This is a genomic window from Pseudomonas frederiksbergensis (assembly GCF_001952935.1).
In the GTDB taxonomy this organism is placed as follows: Bacteria; Pseudomonadota; Gammaproteobacteria; order Pseudomonadales; family Pseudomonadaceae; genus Aquipseudomonas; species Aquipseudomonas frederiksbergensis.
This window is the reverse complement of record NZ_CP018319.1, coordinates 4,937,210-4,960,030: the sequence shown is the minus strand read 5'-3', so window position 1 is coordinate 4,960,030 and position 22,821 is coordinate 4,937,210. Positions and strand designations below refer to the sequence as shown.

General features: G+C 55.5%; 34 protein-coding genes and 2 pseudogenes. 27 read left to right on the top strand and 9 right to left on the bottom strand.

The annotated features are described in order from the left end of the window. Positions 1-5 precede the first annotated feature (5 nt). The 6 genes from PFAS1_RS23350 (at position 6) to PFAS1_RS23325 (ending at position 2,677) form a co-directional block, all read left to right on the top strand. The gene (locus PFAS1_RS23350; RefSeq protein ID WP_076030694.1) at positions 6-269 is read left to right on the top strand and encodes a hypothetical protein; all 264 of its coding nucleotides are present in this window, start codon (positions 6-8) and stop codon (positions 267-269) included. Between the two features lie 37 nt (positions 270-306). Next, on the top strand, positions 307-546 hold the full coding sequence (locus PFAS1_RS23345; protein WP_076030693.1) for a hypothetical protein: 240 nt from the start codon (positions 307-309) through the stop codon (positions 544-546). Between the two features lie 138 nt (positions 547-684). Then, positions 685-873 (top strand): hypothetical protein, encoded by a 189-nt coding sequence (locus PFAS1_RS23340; protein ID WP_076030692.1) that lies wholly within the window; start codon positions 685-687, stop codon positions 871-873. A 125-nt stretch (positions 874-998) separates the two neighbouring features. After that, positions 999-1,841 carry a hypothetical protein gene (locus tag PFAS1_RS23335; protein WP_076030691.1) on the top strand — a complete coding sequence of 281 codons (843 nt, stop codon included), beginning with the start codon at positions 999-1,001 and terminating at the stop codon, positions 1,839-1,841. After that, positions 1,838-2,281, top strand: coding sequence for a hypothetical protein (locus PFAS1_RS23330; RefSeq protein ID WP_076030690.1), 444 nt, complete (start codon positions 1,838-1,840; stop codon positions 2,279-2,281). The genes PFAS1_RS23335 and PFAS1_RS23330 overlap by 4 nt, the downstream gene beginning before the upstream one ends. A 183-nt stretch (positions 2,282-2,464) precedes the next feature. Next, a complete protein-coding gene (locus PFAS1_RS23325) occupies positions 2,465-2,677 on the top strand; it encodes a hypothetical protein (protein ID WP_076030689.1) in 213 nt (70 codons plus the stop codon). A 48-nt stretch (positions 2,678-2,725) separates the two neighbouring features. Here PFAS1_RS23325 and PFAS1_RS23320 read toward each other — a convergent pair whose 3' ends face one another. Continuing rightward, a complete protein-coding gene (locus tag PFAS1_RS23320) occupies positions 2,726-2,932 on the bottom strand; it encodes a hypothetical protein (RefSeq protein WP_076030688.1) in 207 nt (68 codons plus the stop codon). Between the two features lie 138 nt (positions 2,933-3,070). Here PFAS1_RS23320 and PFAS1_RS23315 point away from each other — a divergent pair, with 138 nt between their 5' ends. Further along, positions 3,071-3,646 carry a hypothetical protein gene (locus tag PFAS1_RS23315; protein ID WP_076030687.1) on the top strand — a complete coding sequence of 192 codons (576 nt, stop codon included), beginning with the start codon at positions 3,071-3,073 and terminating at the stop codon, positions 3,644-3,646. A 425-nt stretch (positions 3,647-4,071) separates the two neighbouring features. Here the strand turns inward: PFAS1_RS23315 and PFAS1_RS29605 are convergent, their stop codons facing one another. Beyond that, positions 4,072-4,419 (bottom strand): hypothetical protein, encoded by a 348-nt coding sequence (locus PFAS1_RS29605; RefSeq protein WP_156886747.1) that lies wholly within the window; start codon positions 4,417-4,419, stop codon positions 4,072-4,074. 91 nt (positions 4,420-4,510) lie between these two features. On the opposite strand from PFAS1_RS29605, the gene PFAS1_RS23305 reads away from it, so the two are divergent. From PFAS1_RS23305 to PFAS1_RS23255, 11 genes and pseudogenes are all read left to right on the top strand, one after another. Beyond that, positions 4,511-4,813, top strand: a complete 303-nt coding sequence (locus PFAS1_RS23305; RefSeq protein ID WP_076030685.1) for a hypothetical protein — start codon at positions 4,511-4,513, stop codon at positions 4,811-4,813. Positions 4,814-4,878: 65 nt separating this feature from the next. Further along, positions 4,879-5,637 carry a hypothetical protein gene (locus PFAS1_RS23300; protein WP_076030684.1) on the top strand — a complete coding sequence of 253 codons (759 nt, stop codon included), beginning with the start codon at positions 4,879-4,881 and terminating at the stop codon, positions 5,635-5,637. Positions 5,638-6,169: 532 nt separating this feature from the next. After that, entirely contained in the window at positions 6,170-6,586 is a 417-nt protein-coding gene (locus tag PFAS1_RS23295; RefSeq protein ID WP_076030683.1) for a hypothetical protein, read from the top strand. Beyond that, positions 6,583-6,774, top strand: coding sequence for a hypothetical protein (locus PFAS1_RS23290; RefSeq protein ID WP_076030682.1), 192 nt, complete (start codon positions 6,583-6,585; stop codon positions 6,772-6,774). The genes PFAS1_RS23295 and PFAS1_RS23290 overlap by 4 nt, the downstream gene beginning before the upstream one ends. After that, positions 6,771-6,965 carry a hypothetical protein gene (locus PFAS1_RS23285; RefSeq protein WP_076030681.1) on the top strand — a complete coding sequence of 65 codons (195 nt, stop codon included), beginning with the start codon at positions 6,771-6,773 and terminating at the stop codon, positions 6,963-6,965. The genes PFAS1_RS23290 and PFAS1_RS23285 overlap by 4 nt, the downstream gene beginning before the upstream one ends. A gap of 157 nt (positions 6,966-7,122) precedes the next feature. Further along, a complete protein-coding gene (locus tag PFAS1_RS23280; RefSeq protein WP_076030680.1) occupies positions 7,123-7,875 on the top strand; it encodes a recombinase RecT in 753 nt (250 codons plus the stop codon). Then, complete coding sequence (locus PFAS1_RS23275; RefSeq protein WP_076030679.1) at positions 7,872-9,530, top strand: YqaJ viral recombinase family protein; 1,659 nt, start codon at positions 7,872-7,874, stop codon at positions 9,528-9,530. Before PFAS1_RS23280 ends, PFAS1_RS23275 begins: the two co-directional genes overlap by 4 nt. Beyond that, positions 9,527-9,769, top strand: a complete 243-nt coding sequence (locus tag PFAS1_RS23270) for a hypothetical protein (RefSeq protein ID WP_076030678.1) — start codon at positions 9,527-9,529, stop codon at positions 9,767-9,769. The genes PFAS1_RS23275 and PFAS1_RS23270 overlap by 4 nt, the downstream gene beginning before the upstream one ends. After that, on the top strand, positions 9,766-10,227 hold the full coding sequence (locus tag PFAS1_RS23265) for a hypothetical protein (protein ID WP_076030677.1): 462 nt from the start codon (positions 9,766-9,768) through the stop codon (positions 10,225-10,227). Before PFAS1_RS23270 ends, PFAS1_RS23265 begins: the two co-directional genes overlap by 4 nt. Positions 10,228-10,302: 75 nt before the next feature. Beyond that, the gene (locus tag PFAS1_RS23260; protein WP_076030676.1) at positions 10,303-10,686 is read left to right on the top strand and encodes a hypothetical protein; all 384 of its coding nucleotides are present in this window, start codon (positions 10,303-10,305) and stop codon (positions 10,684-10,686) included. Between the two features lie 57 nt (positions 10,687-10,743). After that, a pseudogene (locus PFAS1_RS23255) lies at positions 10,744-11,807 on the top strand (DNA-methyltransferase). Between the two features lie 6 nt (positions 11,808-11,813). Here the strand turns inward: PFAS1_RS23255 and PFAS1_RS23250 are convergent. Beyond that, positions 11,814-12,095 (bottom strand): hypothetical protein, encoded by a 282-nt coding sequence (locus PFAS1_RS23250; protein WP_076030675.1) that lies wholly within the window; start codon positions 12,093-12,095, stop codon positions 11,814-11,816. 151 nt (positions 12,096-12,246) lie between these two features. On the opposite strand from PFAS1_RS23250, the gene PFAS1_RS30045 reads away from it, so the two are divergent. Next, on the top strand, positions 12,247-12,447 hold the full coding sequence (locus tag PFAS1_RS30045) for a hypothetical protein (protein ID WP_076030674.1): 201 nt from the start codon (positions 12,247-12,249) through the stop codon (positions 12,445-12,447). Next, the gene (locus PFAS1_RS30040; RefSeq protein WP_076030673.1) at positions 12,422-12,634 is read left to right on the top strand and encodes a hypothetical protein; all 213 of its coding nucleotides are present in this window, start codon (positions 12,422-12,424) and stop codon (positions 12,632-12,634) included. Before PFAS1_RS30045 ends, PFAS1_RS30040 begins: the two co-directional genes overlap by 26 nt. Here PFAS1_RS30040 and PFAS1_RS23235 read toward each other — a convergent pair. Continuing rightward, the gene (locus PFAS1_RS23235) at positions 12,631-12,873 is read right to left on the bottom strand and encodes a hypothetical protein (RefSeq protein ID WP_076030672.1); all 243 of its coding nucleotides are present in this window, start codon (positions 12,871-12,873) and stop codon (positions 12,631-12,633) included. The two genes, PFAS1_RS30040 and PFAS1_RS23235, sit on opposite strands and share 4 nt — an antisense overlap. Positions 12,874-12,973: 100 nt before the next feature. Here PFAS1_RS23235 and PFAS1_RS23230 point away from each other — a divergent pair, with 100 nt between their 5' ends. Then, positions 12,974-13,612, top strand: a complete 639-nt coding sequence (locus PFAS1_RS23230; RefSeq protein WP_076030671.1) for a phiTE_072 family protein — start codon at positions 12,974-12,976, stop codon at positions 13,610-13,612. Continuing rightward, complete coding sequence (locus PFAS1_RS23225) at positions 13,609-13,983, top strand: DUF4406 domain-containing protein (protein ID WP_083671757.1); 375 nt, start codon at positions 13,609-13,611, stop codon at positions 13,981-13,983. The genes PFAS1_RS23230 and PFAS1_RS23225 overlap by 4 nt, the downstream gene beginning before the upstream one ends. A 375-nt stretch (positions 13,984-14,358) precedes the next feature. On the opposite strand, the gene PFAS1_RS23215 is transcribed toward PFAS1_RS23225, so the two are convergent. Continuing rightward, the gene (locus tag PFAS1_RS23215) at positions 14,359-14,577 is read right to left on the bottom strand and encodes a hypothetical protein (RefSeq protein WP_076030669.1); all 219 of its coding nucleotides are present in this window, start codon (positions 14,575-14,577) and stop codon (positions 14,359-14,361) included. A 404-nt stretch (positions 14,578-14,981) separates the two neighbouring features. Further along, the gene (locus PFAS1_RS23205; RefSeq protein WP_076031580.1) at positions 14,982-15,194 is read right to left on the bottom strand and encodes a hypothetical protein; all 213 of its coding nucleotides are present in this window, start codon (positions 15,192-15,194) and stop codon (positions 14,982-14,984) included. A gap of 158 nt (positions 15,195-15,352) precedes the next feature. On the opposite strand from PFAS1_RS23205, the gene PFAS1_RS23200 reads away from it, so the two are divergent. From PFAS1_RS23200 to PFAS1_RS30035, 5 genes and pseudogenes are all read left to right on the top strand, one after another. Further along, complete coding sequence (locus tag PFAS1_RS23200) at positions 15,353-15,787, top strand: hypothetical protein (RefSeq protein ID WP_076030667.1); 435 nt, start codon at positions 15,353-15,355, stop codon at positions 15,785-15,787. Between the two features lie 52 nt (positions 15,788-15,839). After that, positions 15,840-16,196: a hypothetical protein gene (locus PFAS1_RS23195; protein ID WP_076030666.1), complete on the top strand. Its 357-nt coding sequence runs from the start codon at positions 15,840-15,842 to the stop codon at positions 16,194-16,196. Between the two features lie 44 nt (positions 16,197-16,240). Beyond that, entirely contained in the window at positions 16,241-16,483 is a 243-nt protein-coding gene (locus PFAS1_RS23190; protein WP_076030665.1) for a DUF4224 domain-containing protein, read from the top strand. Between the two features lies 1 nt (position 16,484). Continuing rightward, positions 16,485-17,534 carry a tyrosine-type recombinase/integrase gene (locus PFAS1_RS23185; protein ID WP_076030664.1) on the top strand — a complete coding sequence of 350 codons (1,050 nt, stop codon included), beginning with the start codon at positions 16,485-16,487 and terminating at the stop codon, positions 17,532-17,534. Between the two features lie 534 nt (positions 17,535-18,068). Next, a pseudogene (locus PFAS1_RS30035) lies at positions 18,069-18,230 on the top strand (GNAT family N-acetyltransferase); the annotation flags it as partial. Positions 18,231-18,519: 289 nt separating this feature from the next. Here the strand turns inward: PFAS1_RS30035 and PFAS1_RS23170 are convergent. The 3 genes from PFAS1_RS23170 to PFAS1_RS23160 all read right to left on the bottom strand — a co-directional run bounded on the left by PFAS1_RS23170 (position 18,520) and on the right by PFAS1_RS23160 (position 22,816). Continuing rightward, entirely contained in the window at positions 18,520-19,773 is a 1,254-nt protein-coding gene (locus tag PFAS1_RS23170; protein WP_232252157.1) for an OprD family porin, read from the bottom strand. A 219-nt stretch (positions 19,774-19,992) separates the two neighbouring features. After that, positions 19,993-21,483: a M81 family metallopeptidase gene (locus tag PFAS1_RS23165; RefSeq protein WP_076030662.1), complete on the bottom strand. Its 1,491-nt coding sequence runs from the start codon at positions 21,481-21,483 to the stop codon at positions 19,993-19,995. A 25-nt stretch (positions 21,484-21,508) separates the two neighbouring features. Further along, positions 21,509-22,816 carry an MFS transporter gene (locus PFAS1_RS23160; protein ID WP_076030661.1) on the bottom strand — a complete coding sequence of 436 codons (1,308 nt, stop codon included), beginning with the start codon at positions 22,814-22,816 and terminating at the stop codon, positions 21,509-21,511. Positions 22,817-22,821: the final 5 nt, after the last annotated feature.

The window sequence follows — 22,821 nt, the reverse complement described above, 5'->3', positions numbered from 1 at the left end:
TGATGATGGGACTCAACAAGCCCAACCAAGAACTAAAGCGCGACCTTCAGGGTGTCGCCTCCGATCTGAAGTGGTCAGCGGTGGAGCTGTTGCGCATCGCCGAACGCCTTCGCCTGGCCGGGAATGAAGCTGATGCCCAGGCCATCATGCGCATGATCACGATTTTCCATAACGACGAGGATCGTCTGACTGCTTATGCGGCGGAAGTCGCGGGCGAGAGGATTGTGCGGGGGAAGTCGGAGTCGGTGGGGCAACTCACTCAAATTTAGCAGTCAAATTTAGCAGCCAAATTTAAAAGGGATTTACATGAGCATTTCGATGGAAAGTCAGCAGCTACACGACACACTCATATCAGCGGCATTCCTCCTCAAGTGGTCCAGCGCCGATATTCTCAGCAAGGCACATGGGCAGTCTGAGGCAGGAAAGCAGGCCGAAGCAGACGCACTGCTGAAGATCGTCGGCAACTACCAAGAATCTGAGTCGCGCCTTTTGGGGTTTGCTGACGAGGTGCGGGGTGGTCGGATCGTACGGGCAGAGGCTGGGTAGCTGCGCAGTGGGGATTTGGGTCACACGCCCCCGGCGTAGGTGTTAATCCGGTTAACTGTTGTCGCGACAATCATTAAAGGTGCAGCGGACCGTCTGGTCCACGGGAATCCCAGCCGATCTGGAACGAGGGCTGACGGCATGGCGCACTCACTTCAATACCAGATAACCGAATCCGTTCGCGTCGTTGAGATTGAGGTGGGGAAACTGCTCGATTTGGCAGCAATGCTGAAGGACGCTGGAAATGATGTCTTGGCGACTGCCGTCTCGAACCAGGCAAATAAGCTGCTTGAGGCGGCGGTGGCGCTGAGAATCGCAATGGCAGGCTGACTGCTTGCGCTGACGAGGTGAAGGCGGGAAGGATTGTGCGGGAGAAGGTTGAGTGAATAGCTGGTCTTATTGCGCGCCCTGAAAGGCTTTGCAAAACAATATGATGCACAACGCAGGGACGGGCCGTGTCGAAAGTTAGATTCCATCTTTATAGATACCAAATACTTCCAAGGGACCGTTTTTTTCAAGGCGACCTATATGGCGCAAGCTCGATAGAAGACTTGATAAGCCAAAAAAACGACATATTCAAAAGCGCTCTATTAAGCGAAGGAGCCTTTCAGTCAGGAAGAACGGATGTAGCAGTCAGGCCAATCCACCAAGAAGGGAATTTTCTTTTATTTAGATTAGCAGCAAACAGATCAATCACACTGGAAGCGAAAGACTTTAGCACAAAGTCTACTGAAAACTGGCCAAAAATACTTTTTGCGATACTTAACGAACCCGACCAACAAATTATTGCAATTCAGCATCGCAGCAATGCCTTTCAAAGCACCGATGCGGTAATGCGCATGGCAATGAAGTCCGTAGAGTCGTTTTTGCACAATTATCAACTCGTTGTAGAGTGGGAGCCCCTGTTCGAGAAAAAAGCATTCTGGGATCTCGTAAAGACCTACGAAGGCAGAGTTAAAAAGGTTGAGTTTGAGTTTATTACGCCGAACATGGCTGGCATATCTAGAGTTCTACCTGACGGACTGAAGAATCTAGCCAAGAAATCCAACGCTACAAAGGGCGTTCTGGCAATAGAAGCTGCACACGATGCTAGCCTTACTCTGGATAAGGATGACCCTGTCATTGGAGGCTTGGCTTCATATGCGGGCGATGGCGGTGGCGCAATCGCACTTACGATTAGAGGGATAAAGAAAAAGGTAAAAACAAAAGGAGCGAGTAGAGAGCTGGAAATAGATGAGGTAAACATTGAAGGAAATGCTAAACTCGTAGTGCAGGCAATTTTGGATATATTAAAATGATAAAGCAGGTTCTGACTACTTTTCTAATTGCCCTAGGGATAGGGTGCATTTGCTATCAAGCTCAGAACCTTGCTCAGAGTCACTACCTTAATGGCTTTTTGAAAGATAACTTAATAAACTTACTGGTAGCTTTGCTTGCCGTGAACTCGGCAACAATGGGGATTGTTTTGACAAAAATCCGAGAGCTTACAGATAAGCACGGGAGCCCTGAGAGCTTCACTGAAACCAAAGAGCACATGCTGTTATCAATACGTGAACAAATTGCACTAATAGTGTCCGCAATCGTTTTGCTAACGGCAAATTCTTCAAGTTACATTTCCGGCAACGAAAGTATAAAACCAATAATTGCCACACTTGTAATTTCAGTTTTTGCCTACTCGCTTATGAATCTTTACGACATGGCAAAGAGTGTTCTCGTAATTCTCGACTACGAGATTTAAGCCTGACCCAGCAACCGGCTTTTCGTATCTGCCCTGTCACGCCTTCGTCACACCTACCAAGCACACTGCATTCAGCCAAAGGGATTTGGCCCCGTCTACAGAGAGTCCGGCCAAGTGCCGGTTTTTTTTCGTTCCGCCACCACCCACCTGCTACGCTTCCCCCTACAACTGGAGGAACAGCCCATGCCTGACGATCCTACCCCCGCCCTGCTCTACCGCATCAATCAGAATGTAATGGCTCTTGGGTCTGCTATCGAGGAGATCGGCATCTGGATCGACCAGCGTGGTTCAACTGATGCTTCCAAACGAATAAACGCGCATCTAGAGGTACTGGAAGGCAGCACTGACGCCATAGCTGAGCTGATGGCAGATCTAATGGCCAGGTGGAGGCCGTAAGAAGAGGAAAATCCAGAGGATTGACTGCGGCCAGCCGCACCAATCACCTCAGTTATTTAAGACATTTGCAAAAACTACTGCTGCCTTGCGCGCCAATTTACGCCATTCGTCACTATTGATTAGACCGTCTTTTTCCATCTTATCCGCCGATCTCACCAATTCGTGGTACCGCTCTTCAGCACCCTCCCAGGACGTTGACTGGTCGAGTATTTCCCGCCAGGTCTCCAGCGCTTCCTTTCTCTTTTCCGCCTGCATAGCGACCTTCCTTAGTATTCAATGCTGTATTCATCGGCGGGATCGGCGAAATGTTCAGTGCGGCGACGATCTATTCCGATCAATGGTGGCAGTGCGCCACGAATGGTAGAGTCAGTACTCAATTACGGGAGGGATCCAATGAAAGGATTTGGGACTTTTGCGTTGATCGTCGGCATCTGCTGGCTGGTATTCGCGCTGAGCATGGATGTGTCGGTTGCAACTGGTGCAGGCGGCAGAGTAAATAACTTGGGACTAATGGCTGACCGCCAGGTGCATACGATTGTCGGCGGGATGATCACCCTGGCTGGCCTTCTCATGGTATTGCTCGGTGGAAAGGCTGTCAGCACGTCGGTGACTGCTGAGGCAAATACGCGCCTCTGCCCTCTTTGTGCCGAATCGATCAAGAGCGCAGCCATCAAGTGCAAGCATTGCGGTGCTGATGTTGAGGCGGTCAAGACTCCACAGCTGAAGGCTGGCTGGGTCGCCTCTACCGCGTGCAGAGATAAGGAGGAGCGTGATCGCACCGCGGAAGCCATTGCAACAGCCGGATTCCCTGTGGTTTCGATGATAGGGCAGGCGGTCGGCGCAGGCCCATTTGAAACCAAGGATGAAGCGAAAGAAGCGCTGGTGGCGCTACGGGATGGCCCTAGGCTTTTCTGCGAAATTATCTTCAGGGATGCCGTAAGCGGCAAATATTCCCCAATCACCGATTAAGGTACTCCCTACCCAGACAGCCCGCTGCGTGCGGGCTTTTTTACGTCCGCTTGAAAATATATTAGCAGTGCTATTTACTTGTTTTAGTAGCGGTGCTACTTTTACTCCATCGCAACCGGCACCCAATCAGGGGCCAGCTGCGGAGGGTCGAGAAACCCGCCGCTCTTTAACAACTCAGGATCCTCGCCATCGACTACCCCGGGTTTCAGCCGGTAAGTGCGAGCAACAAATAGTCGATGCCACGCCAGCTCTGGAACTGGCCGTGCTTACCAGATGTGAGTACGCGAAACCACGCAAGCCAGCCGTACCAGCACCGAACACGAAATGTGCGACGACGGCCAGAGATATGAATCCGGCGATGCGCGTGGTGGAGATGAAGCACCCACAGATTTACTGATGCCGCTTCGATGAGGCGGCATTGGAAATCAACGGAGGGCATTGAGATGCCGAAAAAGGCTTATGAGTGTGGCAGTTGCCAAGAGGTGCACGACTTTCACCATCAGGCGGAAAGCTGCTGCCAGCCTGAGATCAACGAGGTTTGGCTGTGCGACGTTTGCGAGGATTCGCATGACGACAAGGAAGACGCTGAGAAATGCTGCATCGGGAAGGTTAAAGCGCGCGGCGTTGAAGCTGTTCGCTGCCCCTCCTGCTTCCGCGACCAAGAGCTGGTCCAGCACGCCGTCGAGATTGAAGTGGCCGGCCACTGCTCTGAATGCAACCCGCACTACTCGATAGACGACACATTCAAGATTGGAGATCTGGTTGAGCAGCAAGTTACTGAGAACCTGGAACGCATGCACTGACGGACATTTTCACTGATGCACCTGGTGACGGGGGCATTGGGAAAACAACCGGAGCATGACGATGAATAAAGAACAGGTTTACGACGACCAAATCAGCCCGCTCATGCAGCAAATCATCGGCATCTGCAAGGACCAGGGCATCGCAATGATGGCGAGCTTCGACATTGCCCACGACGGCGAAGGCCCGAACGGAGAGGACTGCTCCAGCTTGGTATGCAGCACTTTACTGCCCGATGGCAACGACGAGCCAAACCCAGTATTTGCGCAAGCTAATGCCCTCATCCGTCGTGCTGGCCGCCCCGCCCCGATGATGTTCACCACTGAGCATGGCGACGGCTCCAAGACCATGACGGCGGTTATTTGATTTCACTGGCTGGCCTTGGCGACAGGGCCAGACGGGAAATCAACCGAACAAGCACGGAGCACCAAATGAGCGAACAAACACTTCAACAGATGCTCGCTGATCGAATTCAAACCTTCGCCGCCAGCGACCGTCCACGCGAAATCATCGACGCAAACGTCGAGAAGATGTTCAAGGATCTGGCCGAAGACGCCTTTCGCAGTTATGGCGACATGGGCAAAGCAGTTAAGGAGGCCTTCAAAGCAGCTATGCCCGCGAACGTTGGCGACATGTTCGAGCTAACTCGCTACAACCACCTGATCGGGAACGCCCTTCGAGAGCGCTGGCTGTCGAGCGGCATCGAAGGCGACATGCTCCGACGCGCCAACGAGGCGATGGACGAAGTTCTCGCAGAAGGCGCAGTTCCAGCTCAGGTTTCCCTGAGGGCCCTGATCGACCAGTTCGTCGACGACAACAAAGAGGATGCGCATAGCAGCGGATGGGATCGCCCAGAGGTTCGCTTCGAAAGCGACGGGCCGTTCCTTCATGTCTATTTCGATCCCGAACCAGAAAGCTCCCACAGGTCTGGCGGGTATTCCCATCGATCAGAGCGCAGCGTGTATTCGCTGAAAAACGCAGTACACATTCACTTCCACGACAAAGCCAAGAACGACGACGGCGACAAGGTTGGCAAAGTCTACTCGGCCAAACTCGACGGCGATGTAATCGGCAAGCAACTCAGTATCCGGAACGGCTGGGAGCGTCTCATAGCAGCCCTGTACTACGGTGCCGCGACCATCGTTGTGGACTGCGACGAAGACGACTTCAGCTACAACGTGGACGACTAGAAAACCAGCGCCACGTCAGCCTGACGAAAACTGCCCGATCCTCTCCTTGAGAGCGCATCGGTCTGCACTCAGCGTTACTGCCATAACGTGGCTGGCAGGCCGCCCATAAGAAGCTTGGGTTGAGTGCAGACCGATGCGGACGAAACTGCGGCCTATAACCGCCCACCTGCATCACAACCAACTACCGAGGAATGCTCGGGAGTTGCCCACGTCGTGGAGGATGCGCCATGAAGTAGCTGAACGATCCACCCGCGTGGCGCAGCAAGTCTGAAGGCTGCGCCCAACACTCATTCAGGCAGCGGACAGTAGGTCGTCGATGTCACCGCGCATCGGCCGGAATTGCGGTAGGCCACCCCAGCACACGAAGACAACTTGATGCTGCAAACCCAGGCCGTCGCCAGCAGCGGGCTTGGGTAACTTTCTCCACCGACACCACCCGCATGCACTCCCCTCCGCGCCCAACGGCAACCAGCGGAACGGATGAGTGCAGCCGAGTTTTGTTGAATCAACACCCGCCACTCTGGAGGCGACCATGAACGCACTACTCAAATGCCAGCTTCGCCACGACAACGCGGAGCCCGAAGACGATTCGAGTTATCAGGAAGCTGTGACCCGCTGGATCGAGAACAACGCCGAGCAGTTGGTGTTGGGTTGTGACGTTCTGTTCCTGCGCCGCCACGGGCATTGGCAAGGGGTCACGCAAGAGCAGTTCATCGCGAAAATTCAGGAACACCTGGTGCAACGGCAGATCGACGGCGCCGACGATGGGGATTGGTTTGCGCAACTGGTGGCGGCGGCATACGTAGGTGGCAACGTCAAAATCTTCGCCACGAACTTGCTCGGACCGAGCGGCCACGTCAGCGGCAAGATTTTCGAGATCGCCGAGGCGCTACTTGAGCCTTACGCCAGTGACGGGCTGATCGCCGATGCCGAGGATGACGAGTCGTGAGCCCGTACATCTTGATCGATGAGGCGCTGGATAGCCTGGAGCATCCTGACAGTCCTCCCGGCAACAGCATTCTGGTGCAGCAGATCATCACCAACCTGATGACCGATCACCTGATCAGCCTTGAAGAATTCAGTCACTACTGCAAGCGCCTGCTGAAAGTCTGTCGGCAGCGCAAGGAGTTGTCATGAGTACTGCCCCGGTTAAATCGCTCATCGATGAGCAGCTCGATGAGATCGAATCGAAGCTGATCCTGCTCGGCTTCGGTCTTCCCTTCAACGAGGTGATTGGCAAACCTCGGGAAGTTCTGGTCGCCAGCCTGCCGCAGCGCCTGGCTACAACCATGAAAGGTGGCCGGATCGCGGTGAGGGTCCGGCCATGACCTCCTACCAGCGCGCCAAGCGCTACTGCTTCTGGCGCGGCTCAGCCATCGCCCTGCTCTTCTTCGCTGCCTGGATGCTGGCAAGCGCTTACTGCTCGCAGCTCACTCAATAACCCACACCTTCAAACGCTGCGTGCATCGCGGCAAGGATTCGCTCGTGTCCGAATTAACCACAAAGCAAAGCTTCAGCCTGACGCCGTCGTCGCTTACCGAGGCAATGGCTTTCGCCGACATCCTGGCCAAGTCGACCATCGTGCCGAAAGAGTTTCTCGGCAACCCGGGCAACATCTTGGTCGCCATCCAGTGGGGGCTTGAGCTGGGCCTGCAACCACTGCAAGCGATGCAGAACATCGCGGTCATCAACGGACGGCCAGCGCTTTGGGGCGACGCAGTGATCGCCTTGGTGCGCGGCTCACCTCTGTGCGAGTACGTCTACGAAAGCGACGACGGCCACACGGCCACTTGCCGGGTGAAGCGCCGCGGCGAAGACGAGCAGGCGCGCACCTTCGACATGGAAGATGCAAAAACGGCAGGTCTGATGGGCAAACAAGGCCCTTGGACACAGCACCCGAAACGCATGCGCCAGATGCGCGCCCGGGCCTTCGCCTTGCGTGACGTCTTCCCTGATGTGTTGCGCGGCATGCCGGTCGCCGAAGAGCTGCAGGACATGCCGAAAGAGCGCGAGGCCGGCCAGCCACTGGCGAGCGTAGCCAAGATCGAGGCGCCGGCGGCGCTTGAGACGTATCCCGACGAGAAGCTGGCAGAAAACCTGCCGAAATGGCGGAAGGCGATCGAGGGCGGCAAGTCGCCCGAACAAGTGATCGCCACTGTCAGCAGCAAATACACGCTGACCGCCGAACAAATCGACTCCATCAACAAACTGAAGCCACTCGAAGGTGAAGCAGCATGAAAATCCATAACGTAGCTCAAGGCTCCGCCGAGTGGCACGCACTGCGCGCCCAGCACTTCACCGCCTCCGAAGCCCCCGCCATGAAGGGCGCCTCGAAGTACCAGACCCGTACCGAGCTGCTGACCCTGAAGAAGACCGGCATCTCCCCTGACGTGACTCCGTCGCAGCAGTTCATCTTCGACAAAGGCCACGCCACTGAAGCGGCGGCCCGCCCGCTGGTCGAAGTGATGATTGGCGAAGAGCTGTATCCGGTTGTTGGCACGCTGGGCAACCTGCTGGCCTCGATGGACGGCGCGACGATGCTCGGCGAGACACTGTTCGAGCACAAGCTCTGGAACGAATCGCTGGTAGCCCAGGTGAAGGCTGAAGACCTGGCCCCGCACTATTACTGGCAACTTGAGCAACAGCTGCTGGTCAGCGGCGCCGAGCGAGTGATCTTCGTTTGCTCAGACGGCACCGCCGAGAACTTCGTCAGCATGGAATACCGTCCGGTCGCTGGCCGCGCCGAACAGTTGATCGAAGGCTGGAAGCAGTTCGAAGCGGACCTCGGCGTCCATGTAGTGGCTGATGCCCCTTCGATCGTCGTCGGCAAGGCGCCCGACGAACTGCCAGCGCTGCGTATCGAACTCACCGGCATGGTTACCGCGAGCAACCTCAAGCTGTTCGAGCAATCAGCACTGGCGGTCATCGACTCGGTGAAAACCACGCTGCAAACGGACCAGGACTTCGCGGACGCCAAGAAGGCCCTGAAGTGGTGCGGCGATGTCGAAGAGGCTGTCGCAGCCGCGAAGAAGCAAGCACTGTCGCAAACCGCAACCATTGACGAACTGTTCTCGTCTCTGGATCGGGTATCAGCACATGCCCGCGAAACTCGCCTGAAAGTCGACAAGCTGGTGAAGGCGCAGGAATTGCTGGTCAAAACCAACATCAAGCAGAAGGCCGAACAGTCTCTGACTGATCACGTGGCTGCAATCAACAAGACGCTGGGCAAGGTCGTGCTGCCAGCGGTGGCCGCAGATTTCGTTGGCGCCATGAAGAACAAACGCACCATTGCCAGCTTGCAAGATGCTGTTGATACCGAACTGGCCCGGGCGAAGATCGATGCCAGCCAAGCTGCCGACTGCATTCGCTTGAACCTGACCAGCCTTGCCGAACTGGCCGCCGATCACGCATTCCTGTTCAGCGACATCCAGCAGTTGGTGACAAAAGCCAATGACGACCTGGTGACGTTGATCAAATTTCGGATCTCGGAACATGAGAAGGCCGAGGAAGAGAAAGCCGAAGCCACTCGCAAGCGGATTCGTCAGGAAGAGCTGCAGCGGATCGCCGACGAGGACAAGGCGAAGCAGGCCGCCGCGGTTGTTGTGGAACCTGCGCCGGTAGTGACAGCCGCACCTGCTGTGACACCAGCACCAATAAGAGTTGCTGCCGCAGCTCATCAGACTGCATCCAAACCGGTGACAGCGCCAGTCACCCAGCCTGCGAATTTGCAGGCTGAAGTCTTCGATCTTGAGGCGCTGGTCAAGGCCGTGGCTTACGGCCAAGCCCCTCTTTCGGTTCTGTCCGTCAACTGGGAAGCGCTCGACGCGCTTGTCGCGGACCAGGGTTCCAAGTTCAGCATGGCCGGCGTGAGGCTGGTAAAGGTGGCGGCATGATCAGCAACCTGAAATACGACATCGCGTTCCGGCGCGAGAAAGCGCTGGAGCTTTTCAGCCAGGTCGAACAGCACATGGCCGCGGGCGGGCGTTTCTCACGATCGGAGGCTGCTCAAATCAACCCACCGCCGGCTGAGCGTTCCAAAAATATCGACCCCGGAACCATCCTCAAGCGCCGCCGGCCCGCCATCAGTGCAGCTGAGCGCAAGGCACTGCGGAAACTCGCGGAGGCATTATGAGCAAACGCAAGCCGCACAACCTCAAGGCCCGCATCGACCGATCGTGTCGTTCGCTGCTGGCCACCAACCATGTCGCGGTGGTGAACATCGATCCCAGCGGGCACCAGGGCATGATCAATTACAAGTCGCTGAAGAACATCGCACCAGGGAAGATTGGCCAAACAGTGTGCGGGATCCCTCACCGCTGGACGATCTACCTCAGCGCTCTCTGCATTGATGCTCGCGGCGACCGCTACAGCAAGTCGATCGAGGTGGCGCCGGACGGAGTCTATCTCTCCGACCACCTGGAAGACGTGATCGAGCATTGCTACAAGAAGCTGCGCGACTCAGCCAATCAAAGCCAGATGGTGGCTTCTGGCTGGATAGCTATTCCTGAATCGCTATCGCTCGACGAGGCTCACGCAGCGCGGATTTTTGAAGCGGTCGGGGCTTGGAGTCAGGTCAAGGCAGCGGCATGAGACGGTTCCGCGTCCAGCAACGCAAACGACAAACCTGGCTGGATCTACCGGCCCACGGAATTGAAGAGGTAGGCCATGGCCGAAGAACTACAGCTGCCGACGGAAGAACCGCAGCCAACAGCGGAAGCCATCAAGCAGCGCAAGAAGCGCGAGAAGAAGGCCGCCGAAGATGCCAAGAAGGGAATCGGCCGATTCACTGTTGAGGTAGCTGGCGTGTTCATGCCCGACCTCAAGCGGCTGATGAAGGAGCATGGCTTCAACAACCAGCAGGAGGTGTATCAGAACCTGCTGCGCAATGTGATCGCCGCCGACTTCGAAACGGCGGCGCATATGCTCAAGTGTGTCACGACACCTTTTGTCGTTAGCGAAAAGGTGTCGCGCATTTTGATAGAGGCCGGATTGAAGTCGCTCGTCGACGATCCACCAGAGCCTGACGACGAGATCGACATTCCGAAATAAACACTACCCACGCTGCGCATCCGGTCACGGAGGGCGGCGCCTGACTGGAAATTACTTATGACCCCTTCCCACCAGATACTGGTCGGCGACTGCATCGACATGATGCGGACCCTGCCCGACCAGTCAGTGCAGTGCTGCGTGACCAGCCCGCCCTACTTTGGGTTGCGGGATTACGGCGTCGACGGGCAAATAGGCCTGGAGCAAACACCAGCTGAGTTCATTGCCCGCCTTGTTGAAGTGTTCCGCGAAGTGCGTCGAGTTCTCCGCGACGACGGCACGGCCTGGGTGAACATGGGCGACAGCTACGCAGCGCGCTCCACCGGCAATCTGTCGTTTCGCCGCGATCGAGCTGCCGTCTCACCAGATCGCGCGCCGCTGACGGATGGGATCAAGGTAAAGGACATGATGGGCATGCCGTGGCGTCTGGCCTTCGCGCTCCAGGATGATGGCTGGTATCTGCGCCAAGACATCATCTGGCACAAACCAATCCAATGCCGGAGAGCGTCCGGGACAGGTGCACCAAGTCCCACGAATACATCTTCCTGTTGAGCAAGTCACAGAAGTACTACTTCGACCAGTGCGCGATCCTCGAACCCTGCTCACCGAACACACACAACCGGCTCTCGCAGGATGTTCTTGCGCAGATCGGCAGTGAGCGGGCCAACGGCGGGGCGAAGAGCAACGGCAACATGAAAGCAGTGGCCAGGAAATCGAATGGGGTTGGCTGGGGTCATGGCACCGACGGCGAAGAGCGCGATCGGGGGCGAATCAAAGACAACGAGTCGATGAACTCAGCCCTTGCGGTGATGCCGAGCGAGCGAAACAAACGCAGCGTCTGGTCGGTACCGACGCACAGCTTCAAAGGTGCCCACTTCGCCACCTTCCCGCCCGACCTGATTCGGCCATGCATCTTGGCCGGCGCACCACGCGGAGGAATCGTGCTCGACCCATTCGGAGGAGCTGGTACCACAGCGGTGGTCGCGATGCAGGAAGGTCGCAAGTCGATCCTCTGCGAGCTAAACCCGGACTATGCCGCAATGGCCGAACGACGAGTCGCGGCAGCATGGCTCGACGGCGCGTCGCAGATGGACATTCTTCTTGAACGTCGTTCATCCGTATAAGTGGCGTTACTTCCTTGAGTATTTGAGTTTGCCAAACTCAAAATTGGTTCCACTTTGAGTGAGGCGATAAATACAGTAGCCGGCACCTACAGCGGCGGCGACTCCCAAGACAACCTTCGGATTGGACGTGACTGCTCCAACCACTACCGACCCGGCTGAACCTAGCATCTCTTTGTGCTGTGCTACTTGATTCAGTAAATGAGCAGCTGCACCCAATGCACCGACACCGATGGCCACTACGCCGGCATCAATTGGGCGCCCAGTATTGTGATCAATAGTCTCACTCATATTGTTACTCCCGCTGGTTAGGCATCAAAACGCCATCGCTATCAAACACCAATTTCACAGCTTTGGCCACTGACACCTTCCGTCAGTTCTACTCAATTTACTTAACGAATCACGCCAGCCGGCGAGGCAGGCGTCTGCCTGGAGATAACCCATGAGCACATTTGCAGTGTTTGGCATGACCCGCCCAGTCGCCTTCGCCGAAGCCAAGAAGCGCATAAAAGGGACCCGCAAGAATCTTCAGGCACCAGGCGGCGTCGAGCAAATTCCTCTGGTTGAATGGCTGGCTCTGGTCGAGAAGAAGACCGAGCAAATAATGGGGGGGTACGGTGCGCCAGCTCTCCCCTCTGTTTGATGCGCCTCAGTACGCCGAGCAGTTCATCGAGCTGGCCCGCAAGACGCTTCAATGCCGCGATATGCGGATCAGGTCAAAGGCAGTACTGACTGACGCCAAGGGCAAGCCGATCATCAACCCGAAAACGAAGGCGCCAAAAGTTGGCTTTGCGGAATGGCCGCCGAAGCAGGAAAGCCAGGCAGCCTAAGTCGCCCAGTGATCGTCGACGAACTTCTCGGCTGCCTTAATACCGGAGTTAAGCGCCTCCTCATACGTCGGCCAGCTTCCAAAAATCACATCGTACACGACCAGCTGACTATCAGCGGGCCTATCGGGCTGCTGGTCAGGAGAGATGAAAATCCTCTGGTAATTCCCCCTCACCGAAAATGAGATCAGTAGGTTTTCTTCTCGATAGACGTGGATATAGGGAGGCCAACCTTCACTCATGCGCTACTCCTTGGTCCGACCTCATGCCGGATCATCAACCAATAGCCCACAAAGTCACTTCACGCCAGCCGCCCGGGCATGACCCGGCATAGGACGCCCCATGCCCACAGAAAACAAAATCGCTGAGCCGCTGAAGGTTGAGCGCTCGACCGTGACGAAGCTGGTCATCACCGGCGCGCCAAGGCTCGACCCGATCACCGTGTTCCTCGAGGACTTCGGGCGGCGCGACTGCCCTACCGAGCAGGACCCGCTGTACTGGTCCGGCCAAGGCAAGATCACCATCAACTGCTGGGACAAGAGTTGGAACGCCTATTGGGGCGGCATGGGTCAGCGCACCTTGGCTCAGTTCGTTATCAACTGCCACGCCGAGTACGTGCTCAATTGCCTGGACCGCGGTATCAGTTCGACCAAGTTCAGTGGCGATGCCCTAGAGCAACTGGCTCGTCTGTGCATTCTCCAGCGCCGCCGGCAACAGACCGGGCGACGTGATTGGGAACTCGGCGAGCTGTCAAAGTCAGAGGCCCGGGAACTGTGGAACGACTGCGAGTCGTTGAGCAGTATCGAGACACCCAACGAGTGCTGGCACCACAACAAGATCCTGGCCGAGCTGTTCGGTGACGAATGGCACTACACGTTGCAGGACAAAGCCAACGAACCCAACCACGAGTTCACGTACCTACACCGTGTCGTCGAGGCGGTGCAGGAAGCCCTGCGTCATGAGCAGCAGGTGGCCGCATGAAGCGCATCTACCTCAGCGGGCCAATGACCGGACTGCCCGGCCTCAACTTCCCCGCCTTCGCAGCAATGACCGCCAAGCTGCGCGATGCTGGCCACGCCGTCACCAACCCCGCCGAGGTCAACCCTGACGGCGGGTCCTGGAACGACTGCATGCGCCGCGACATCGCCGCCCTGATGGACTGCGACACCGTGGCCAGGCTGCCAGGTTGGCCCACCTCAAAGGGCGCCCGCCTCGAAGTGCTGATCGCTGAACGCCTCGGCATGACGGTTGTGAATGCCCATGATCTGATATGGATGGAGATTCGTCAGTCTGCAAGCGGACCGAAGCTACCTGCTGCTCGACCGTCGAGGGATGGCATCGGATCAGTTTGAGGGGCGTATAAAAAAACTGCCCACGCTTCGTAAGCCAGCTTTTGACGCTTGGCAGCTTCATCCCACGCATAACCTGCAGCTTGTCGTGCTGATATCAACATCATCATGTGGTTGGTAGCAGCATCGAGTTCAAGCAAAAGGTGGTGGGACTGGAAGCGGAAATCATCTGAGTTGCTCATTGGGGCGCGCGCCTGTCATAGGTCTGGCACTGAATAGAGCCTATGTGCCTATCAGGCTATTCTGACATCACTCTCAAGTGACTGCGTCAAATAGCAAAAACCAGCGTCAATGCTGGCCAAAAATATCTGCTCCCCGCATTGATTCTCGCCGCTTTAAAGCGAGCCTACAGAGCAACATTGAACGGCTTTTAAACGGTCACAGGGCAAGCGGGGAGTCACCGGAACCCACCCCGCTGGGGACATTTATAAAGGCGTCCCAACGTGCATTAGCGTCGCATTGTCTTTTGGTAGCCACATCCCAGTCGGGACCTGAAACGCATTTGGATGACACCAGCGTCATCATTGCCATGGTAGCCGCGTCGAGCTCTAACAGGAGCTCGTTTGATTTGACCCTGAAGTCGTCGATAGATGCCATGGTCTTTATCCTTGAGCGGAGCTCACCGTCATTGAGGAACAATTGCGCCTCAAGTTAATGACTGCGGGCACAGCGAATAATTCATCTGGCCTTATCACTGGGTCGATTTGAGATCGCCCATGGCAAAATCACAAGCGCCCGGAATGAATGAAGGATCAGTCACTAGCACGGAAGTATTCAAATGCTCGTGACAACTTAGACCACGTCTCTAATGCCTGTTGCTGACGGTCAAATGCATCAACCCATTCAGGCCCATCTGCCATGTTTTGACGCTGCAATCTAGCGAGCGTGTCTGTGGCTTCCCCATAAGATTGGTGCACAGCTAACGCTTTTGCCAAAAGGTTTGCTCGCTGACTCATATGAGCTCTCCATTGATAGGCAAATAGTAACTTTCAAATAGCCGGTCAACCATCGGCCGGAGGTTTTTTAGGACCGGTTGGAAGATTGAGAAATACATTCCAATGCTGATAGGCCTCTTGATGCCGTTTTGTCGCTACATCCCACTCAGGTCCGGAATTACGCCTCGATGAGACAAGAGCCATCATTACCGTAGTAGCTGCATCCAGCTCGATGAGCAGCCCATGGGATTTGATTCGAAACTCTTCAAACGATGTCATTGCAAATACCTGGGCGGAGTTCACCGCCATCGAGAAACAGCTGTCTCTCAGGCGGTAGAGCACGGCCAAAGCAAATGATTCAAATGTTCTGATACAAACGCGTTTTACCCCACAAACACCCCTTCAAAGTCAGCCGCTATAGCGGCAAAGGAACAGTCATGCCTAGAGATCAGCTCGCAGCACAACTGAACGGAATTCAGTACCCAGCGCACCGCGCCATCGCCAAAGACCAGATCGCGGCCAAAGCTGCCGGCCTCGTGATCGTCTTCGGCGCCAGCGATGATCTGATGGAATTCGAAGGCGCCATACGTGATGAGTTCGGCTGCTACAACGGCGGCACTGCTTGGATAGATGCCAAAGGCCTGCTGGATAGATCGCAGATTGATGATGACGACGATGAAGCGATCGCTGATTTCGTAAAACGCAGAGCGAGTGCCGAGTCCATCCAGGCTATTTGGGATCAGAACGGGTTCAGTTGGACATACGAAACCGATATCCCGCATGCCACGTTCGATGTTTGGGAAGGGGAAGATGGCTACTGCCGAGGGATTGTTTTCGCGCTGGCTCATCTGAAATCACAGGTGACGCCATGATCCTCCCCGCCCTCGCCTACATGGCCTGGCTCATCTACACGGGGCCACGGCGATGAAAGCCCGCATCGAGAAAAAGCTCAGCAAGCGCCTGGTAGAAATTGCCCCATCGGTATTCGTTGGCGTCTGGATCGACAAAGACGAGCCGAGCGAGCTTGCGTACAAGCAGCGCACCCGCGTTAGCCACGTATGGAGTGTCGGCGGCGGCACCGACTACTGGGGTGAAGGTCAGGACGCATACACCGTATGGGCGGATTGGAAAAGCAATTGGCCTTGGCATGGACCGTTCGAATCCTTCCCGGAAGGTCATGAGTTTGAATGCTATCCCGACACCGGAAGCTTCAGACCGACCACCCGCAACCTTCTGAAACTGGCCGCTGACTGCGAGCTGGCCACCAAAGCCACCGCCTAACCCCTTCCCACCTTCTGCCGCCACGTGCGGCATGGAGCATTGCTATGGAAAATGAAATTCTCTCGGACGAAGAGCTGGCGGACCTCACCGGTTACAAGGCCCGGGCCTACCAGCGACGTTGGCTGGTTGATCGCCAATGGGTTTTTATCGAAAGTCGCGGCAAGCGTCCTCTGGTTGGCCGGATGTATGCCCGCATGAAGCTGGGCATGGTCTCACCGACCATCGCTGATCCCAACCCACCGCCGGCCGCGCCGGCATGGACGCCCGACTTCTCGCGAGTAAATTGATATGCGACCCCGCAAGGCCGAAACACGCAAATTGCCGCCCCGAATGTATCAATGGACGCGGCCACGCAAAAGCGGAAAGGACTGGATTGCCTATTACTACCTGGACATGACCGGCAAGGCGATCCCATTGGGCAAAGACCTGGACCTGGCCAGGATCAAATGGGCAGAACTCGAAGCCAAGGAAAAGCCAATTGACCTGCGCACCATGAAGGGGATCTTTGATAGGTACATCCGCGACATCGTCTCCAAGAAAGCGCCGCGCACCCAGAAGGACAATCTGTCGGAGATCAAGCAGCTGCGGCCCATGTTCGACAGCGCTCCCATTGACTCGATCACCCCGGCCACGATTGCCGGGTACCGGGATGCACGGACGGCAAAGGTTCGGGCGAATCGCGAGATTGCCACTCTCTCCCATGTGTTCAATATCGCCCGAGAATGGGGGCTCACGACCAAGGAGAATCCGTGCCAGGGTGTGCGCAAGAACAAGGAAACGCCGCGGGACTACTACGCAAATGATGTGGTTTGGGATGCGGTTTACAAGAAGGCAGCTCAAGAGCTGAAAGACGCGATGGACCTGGCCTACCTGACGGGGCAACGGCCAGCAGATGTCCTGGTCATGCGAAAGGATGATGTCGAGGGGAAATATTTGGGCGTGCAGCAGAACAAAACGCACAAGAAGCTTCGAATACAGGTGACCGCCGGCGGTGAAGCAAACAGTCTTGGCCGGCTGATCGCAGAGATATCCGAACGCAACGCTCAACACGTCTCGAACTATCTGATCGTAAGTAGGCACGGAAAGCGGATGACCGCGACGATGCTGAGAAAGCGTTGGGACATTGCGCGCGAGAAAGCAAAGTTGGCCGCGATCGAGATCGGCGACGAGCTGCTAGCGACAAAGATAAGTGGATTCCAGTTCCGCGATATCCGGCCAAAAGCTGCGTCGGAAATCCTCGACGTCGGCGATGCGAGCCTGCTTCTGGGTCACACCAAAGGCGACATCACGGAGCGTGTTTACCGTCGGATTGGTGCCATTGCGAAGCCGTCAAAATAGCCGAAAAAAGCGTTACAAAACTCAAACTGAGCCCCTTGTAGAACGCGGTCTACAGAGGGGCTGTAAAACAAAAGTAATGTAACGAAAAAGAGCCACAAGCCGCGAATTCAGCGGCTTTGAATAGCGGTCTTGAAAACCGTCGACTGTAACAGGTCCATGAGTTCGAATCCCATCGCCTCCGCCATCTTTATACGACAAAGCCCTGATTTTTCAGGGCTTTGTCGTTTCTGTCTTTTGAAAAAGTCCGACAGCCCATACTTCAGCCATGCCTGGTTTACGGGGCGGAATGGCCAATCTGACCGGCTGCAATGGGTTGAGGCTGTGAAAACGTCTTTCAGCGCGACAGGCACTCAAAACCGGACTGGAAATCGCGCTTCTATGCGAAATCCACATCTGCTGACATGTGCCGATAAATTTCAGATTTAACGTAGACGCGTACACTTCAATTTTGGCGAAGCGTTTTTACGCATTCTGGGCCAGAGGCATTTGGCGTCAGTTATCAAACTGCTGCCGCATACACTGATGAACAGTGGAAAAGCTCGCGCTATCGCGCAAGGCTTTGATTGCGTTTTTCTCGACGTATCACCCGACAATGCAAGAGCCACGAACTTCTATCTCAAACAAGGTTTTGCTTTCATGGACGAATGGGAGCCGTTAGAAAGTCATCCGCATATTACTGTTCAGACGATGCTCTGGATCGGAAACTGTTCTCTATTAGCCGGATGTCCATTGCAGGTCGGTTCCTACCCGTCACAACAGATAGGAACCGGGTTTACTAAGGTATCAGGGGCAATGAAATCAAGGACTTAATGCCCAGGCAAAACTCAGAATCTCCTACCAAAACGCAGTCATGGGTACAAAAATTGATACGGGACTCCCTCCCCACACAACACATAAAAAAAACCCGCTCCGACTGCATCGTGCGGGGCTTTTTTACAGCTAGAGTTCATGCTCTCGCTGGCTAAAAGGCAGCTATCGGGCTTGGCTAAAACAAAAAGGTGTAACCCATGATGACCCGGTTTTCATCTGTCGAATCAGCGAAGTTCGAGCGCATGGTTGCGTTACGCCAACGCAGCGATACGTTCTTGAAAGCGCCTGACTGGACGACGTAGGTAAGGTCGGTCGTTCGCTCCCATTCTTCACCCTTCCCACCCGAGGCCCGCAAGGCGCGGGCCTTGACGCTGCTGACATTCGTCGGATCTACCTGGTCGCCCTTCACATAGCGCATGTTGAAGGTCAGCCCGGGAATTCCAAGTGCGGCGAAATCGTAGTCATAACGCGCCATCCAGGCGCGTTCATTTGCCAACGCGAAGGTGCTGATCTGCTGTTCGCTGAACAGATAAGAGTCGGTGCCGCCCACGTAGGCGTAAGCCGTACCTCCGCTTACTTTCTGGTAGCCTCCACTGAAGGTGTGTCCCTCGATCGAATAACCGAAGTTGGTGCTCAAGGTTCGGTTGTCGACTTTGCCAAGCAAGTCACGGCCTTGCTCCTTGGCGGAAAAATAACGCCACTCGGTGAACGCATCACCCGGCCCTATCCCCGTCTTGAATTTGAGCCCGGCGAAATTACGCTGAAACAGATCCTCAAGCTGGCTTGTATGCAAGCTCAGCGTCAGATTTTTCAGCGGCTGATAGTCAACCCCCGCGTAGTACAACCGATCGCTGGTGACGGTTGCGGAATAAGCACCCTGCTGTGCCATCGCCGTCAGGTCTTCGAAATCAGTGGAGTCACGTAACTTGGTGGAGTCGACCTCCAGGAACGTGAAGGTAAACTTGTCCAGATCCTTGCTCACCACTTGGGCGCCGTTGAACCACTGCGGGAATAGCCGGCTGTAGTTGGAAGCCAGCAACGGCAGCTGAGGGCTGAGACCACCCACTCGAACCTCCGTTTCCGAGAGTTTGGCCTTGAACGTGCCAACGGCCTTTGAATAGTCATCGACAGCCCGTTTGTCCGCTCCGCGTGGCAACAGCCCGGTACCGGAACGATCCGGAGCAGAGTCGAGTTTAATGCCCAACATGCCCACGGCGTCGAGACCAAAACCAACCGGGCCTGGTGTAAAACCGGATTGCAACTTCAACATAAAACCTTGGGCCCACTCGTTGCGTCTGGACTGGGTTGCGGAGTCACCGTGGAAATCACGATCAAAATAGAAATTACGCAGCTCCAGACTGCCTTTTCCATCGTCGAGAAAACCTGCATAAACCGCCGAATGAGAAGCGCAGCAAAGCGTCGCGAGCATCAGCGATGCCCGCTGGGTGGTCAATAAAGTCATATTTGTGCCTATCTTATTGTTGTTGTCAGGAACGAAATTCGATGGTGTTCAAAACCTGATGTGGGACGTTACGGTCGTTGAGCGCGGATGCGGAGTATTGACGTCAATGTCGATGCACTGTTTTTTGCGATTGAACGTGCGGAAACAACCGATACCGGCGCCCAGCAGGTGGCATATACCGTCAATTCAGCTACGGAATGAAGGCCCGTTGGGCTTTAGCCTGATTCCCTCGCGAAGCCTTTTCCATGGAATGTCCGCGGGATCCGCCGTCATGGGTCCTGGCGCCTTGGCAACGAGTATCTGCTCAGCAATCGGTGCGAAATCAGCACGAAAATGAACAGAGCTTTTGTTAACCAGGACACTCATTTGTTCAGGTTGTATACCGGCTAGCCGATACAAGTTCCTGTCCAGCATCTGGCATTTACCAGAACTGACGGCCACTTTCACGCCGCCGATTTTCAAGCATGCAACTGGCCCCACATCAACCTCCATTCCATTCATCATGGGGCCTGCAAAATGACAACGGCCGTCGGATAGATGCAGCACTTCAAAGCGACCCTGCAAGGGGCTATCGCCTGGTGCACCCGACTGTCCCCCTAGCGATATTTCGACGAAGCCACCGATCCCGGCGGCAATGGCGGACTGAACGGCGGCTGGATCGCAAATCAATCCGACGGCGGCGTTGGTAGCACCGTGCTTTATCAGGGCCTTGAGCATTCCCGTGGTGTTCGAGTCCCCACCCGCTCCCGGGTTGTCCTGGGTATCTGCAATGACGATCGGGCGTTGCGCGTTTTCTGCCAATTCCATGGCCCGCAGCACTGCTTCGTCCGGGAGCAGGAAAGGCACCTCCCACTGATCTTCTTCGCCCACTACTTTTTCATAAAGGATTGAGACGGCCTCCTTCAGCACTTGCCTGTCTATGCCATAGCCCCAGATGACCGGCCCACATTCTTCGAAATCAGCGGCTGGAAAGCCGGGGGTAAATGACAATGAAGCGCCGTCGGACTCTAGGCGCTCCAACTGCTCGTATAAGCTTCGTGCTGGATCCAGGAGCGTGCACATCCCATTTATCGGAATCAGGAAAGGCAGGCGCAAGCTTTCGCAATGCAGCTTTCCGGAGCGGAGCCGCAAATCAAGCAATCTCGCCGCTCGTGCACCAGTATCTGCCATGTCCACGTGGGGATACGTGCGAAATGCAACCATCGCATCAGCGTGTTTGAGCATCGACTCTGTAACATTGGCGTGTAAATCCAGCGACACGACTATCGGAATATCCTGGCCCACGACCGCTCGTAACCGAGCCAGAAGTGTGCCCTCGCCGTCGTCCGTATGCTCTGCAACCATCGCGCCATGCAAGTCTAGATAAATACCGTCGATGGCTTCACTGGCAGCGGCATTTATTATTTCTTGAGTAATGCGCTCGTACGTTTCTTCAGTGACATGCGCAGAGGGACTGGCCCCGGCCCAGATCACCGGGACGACTTCATAACCCAGCCGGTCGGCTTCGATTAGAAACCCACCTGCCGGAATATTGACATTGCGCAACTCCAACATATCAGAGCCTCTTACCATCTGAGGAAAACCCTCGCCTCTGACGAAGTTTTCGTATTCAGCCTTGGAGGGCGCGAACGTATTCGTCTCATGTTGAAAACCAGCGATCAGAATTCGGTAGGTCATGGCAGTAAGACGTCTCGTAGAGGTTTTAGATGGGCTGCGGAGTTTGGGTACTTTGCTGAGCAGGTTGCGGTCTGTTGGCGGCAAGGAGCAAAGCACCCATCACAAGAACGGCGGCCATGATCAGAAGACCTGAATCAGAATTGCCAGTAGCGGTTTTGGCATAACCGATCAACGCGGGGCTGATGAACCCGCCCGTCAGTCCGATGGTATTGATAACTGCGATTCCACCTGCAGCCGCGTCACCTTTGAGATGTTGCGAAGGGATTGCCCAGAACACCGTATACGCAACCCACATCATGCTCGTGGCAAGGGTCAGAAACGCGAGTGCCAACCCCAGGTGATCCTTGTAAACCACTGATCCAGCCAAGCCAATCGCCCCTATCAGGGCAGGTACCGCTGTGTGCCAACGCCGCTCGTAGAACCGATCCGACGTACGACTGAAGATCAGCATCCCGGCCATCGCACCGATGTAGGGAACCGCTGAATACAAGCCGATCTGCATGACGCCCTGGACTCCCGCATCCTTGAGAATCGATGGCAGCCAAAAGCTCATCGTATAGATGCCGCAAATCAAGCAGAAGTAGCCGGCAGCCATCAAATACACACGGGGATCTTTCAATACCTGTGCAAACGAATGGTGCTTCCCCTGACCCTCACCGATATGCGCTTGCAGTACCTGTTTTTCCCGGGCACTCAGCCACGGCGCGACAGCGGGTTTATCACTCAGCACTTTTAGCGCGATGACACCTAGCACCACAGCCGGGAGGGCCTCCAGGAAAAACATCCACTGCCATCCGGCGAGGCCGTGGACGCCTGCGAAGGTTGTCATCAGCCACGCGGACAAAGGTGCTCCGAACATTCCTCCCAGCGGCCCTGCCAGCATCACGATTGCCATCACTCGGCCCAATCGTTCGCGTCCGTACCAATAGGTAAGGTAAAAAATCATCCCTGGAGCGAAACCCGCTTCAAAAATTCCGAGGAGCAAGCGCAATAGATAAAATGATCGCTCGCTTTCGACGAACAGCATGCACGCGGAGGTAATACCCCACAAAATCATCACCCGACTGAGCGTTTTGCGCGCTCCGACCTTGGGCAAAAGCAAATTGCTAGGCGTTTCAAATAGGGCGTAGCCGATAAAAAAGATTCCCGCTCCAAGCCCATAAGCAGCATCGGACAAGTTCAGATCGCTTTGCATCTGAAGTTTGGCAAATCCCACATTTACCCGGTCCAGGTACGCCACCACGTAACACAGGAGCAAAAAGGGTAGTAACCGCCAGTCTATCTTTCGATAGATGGCCGCAAGCTCGCTCGATGGATTGATGGTCCTGTGCATATTGC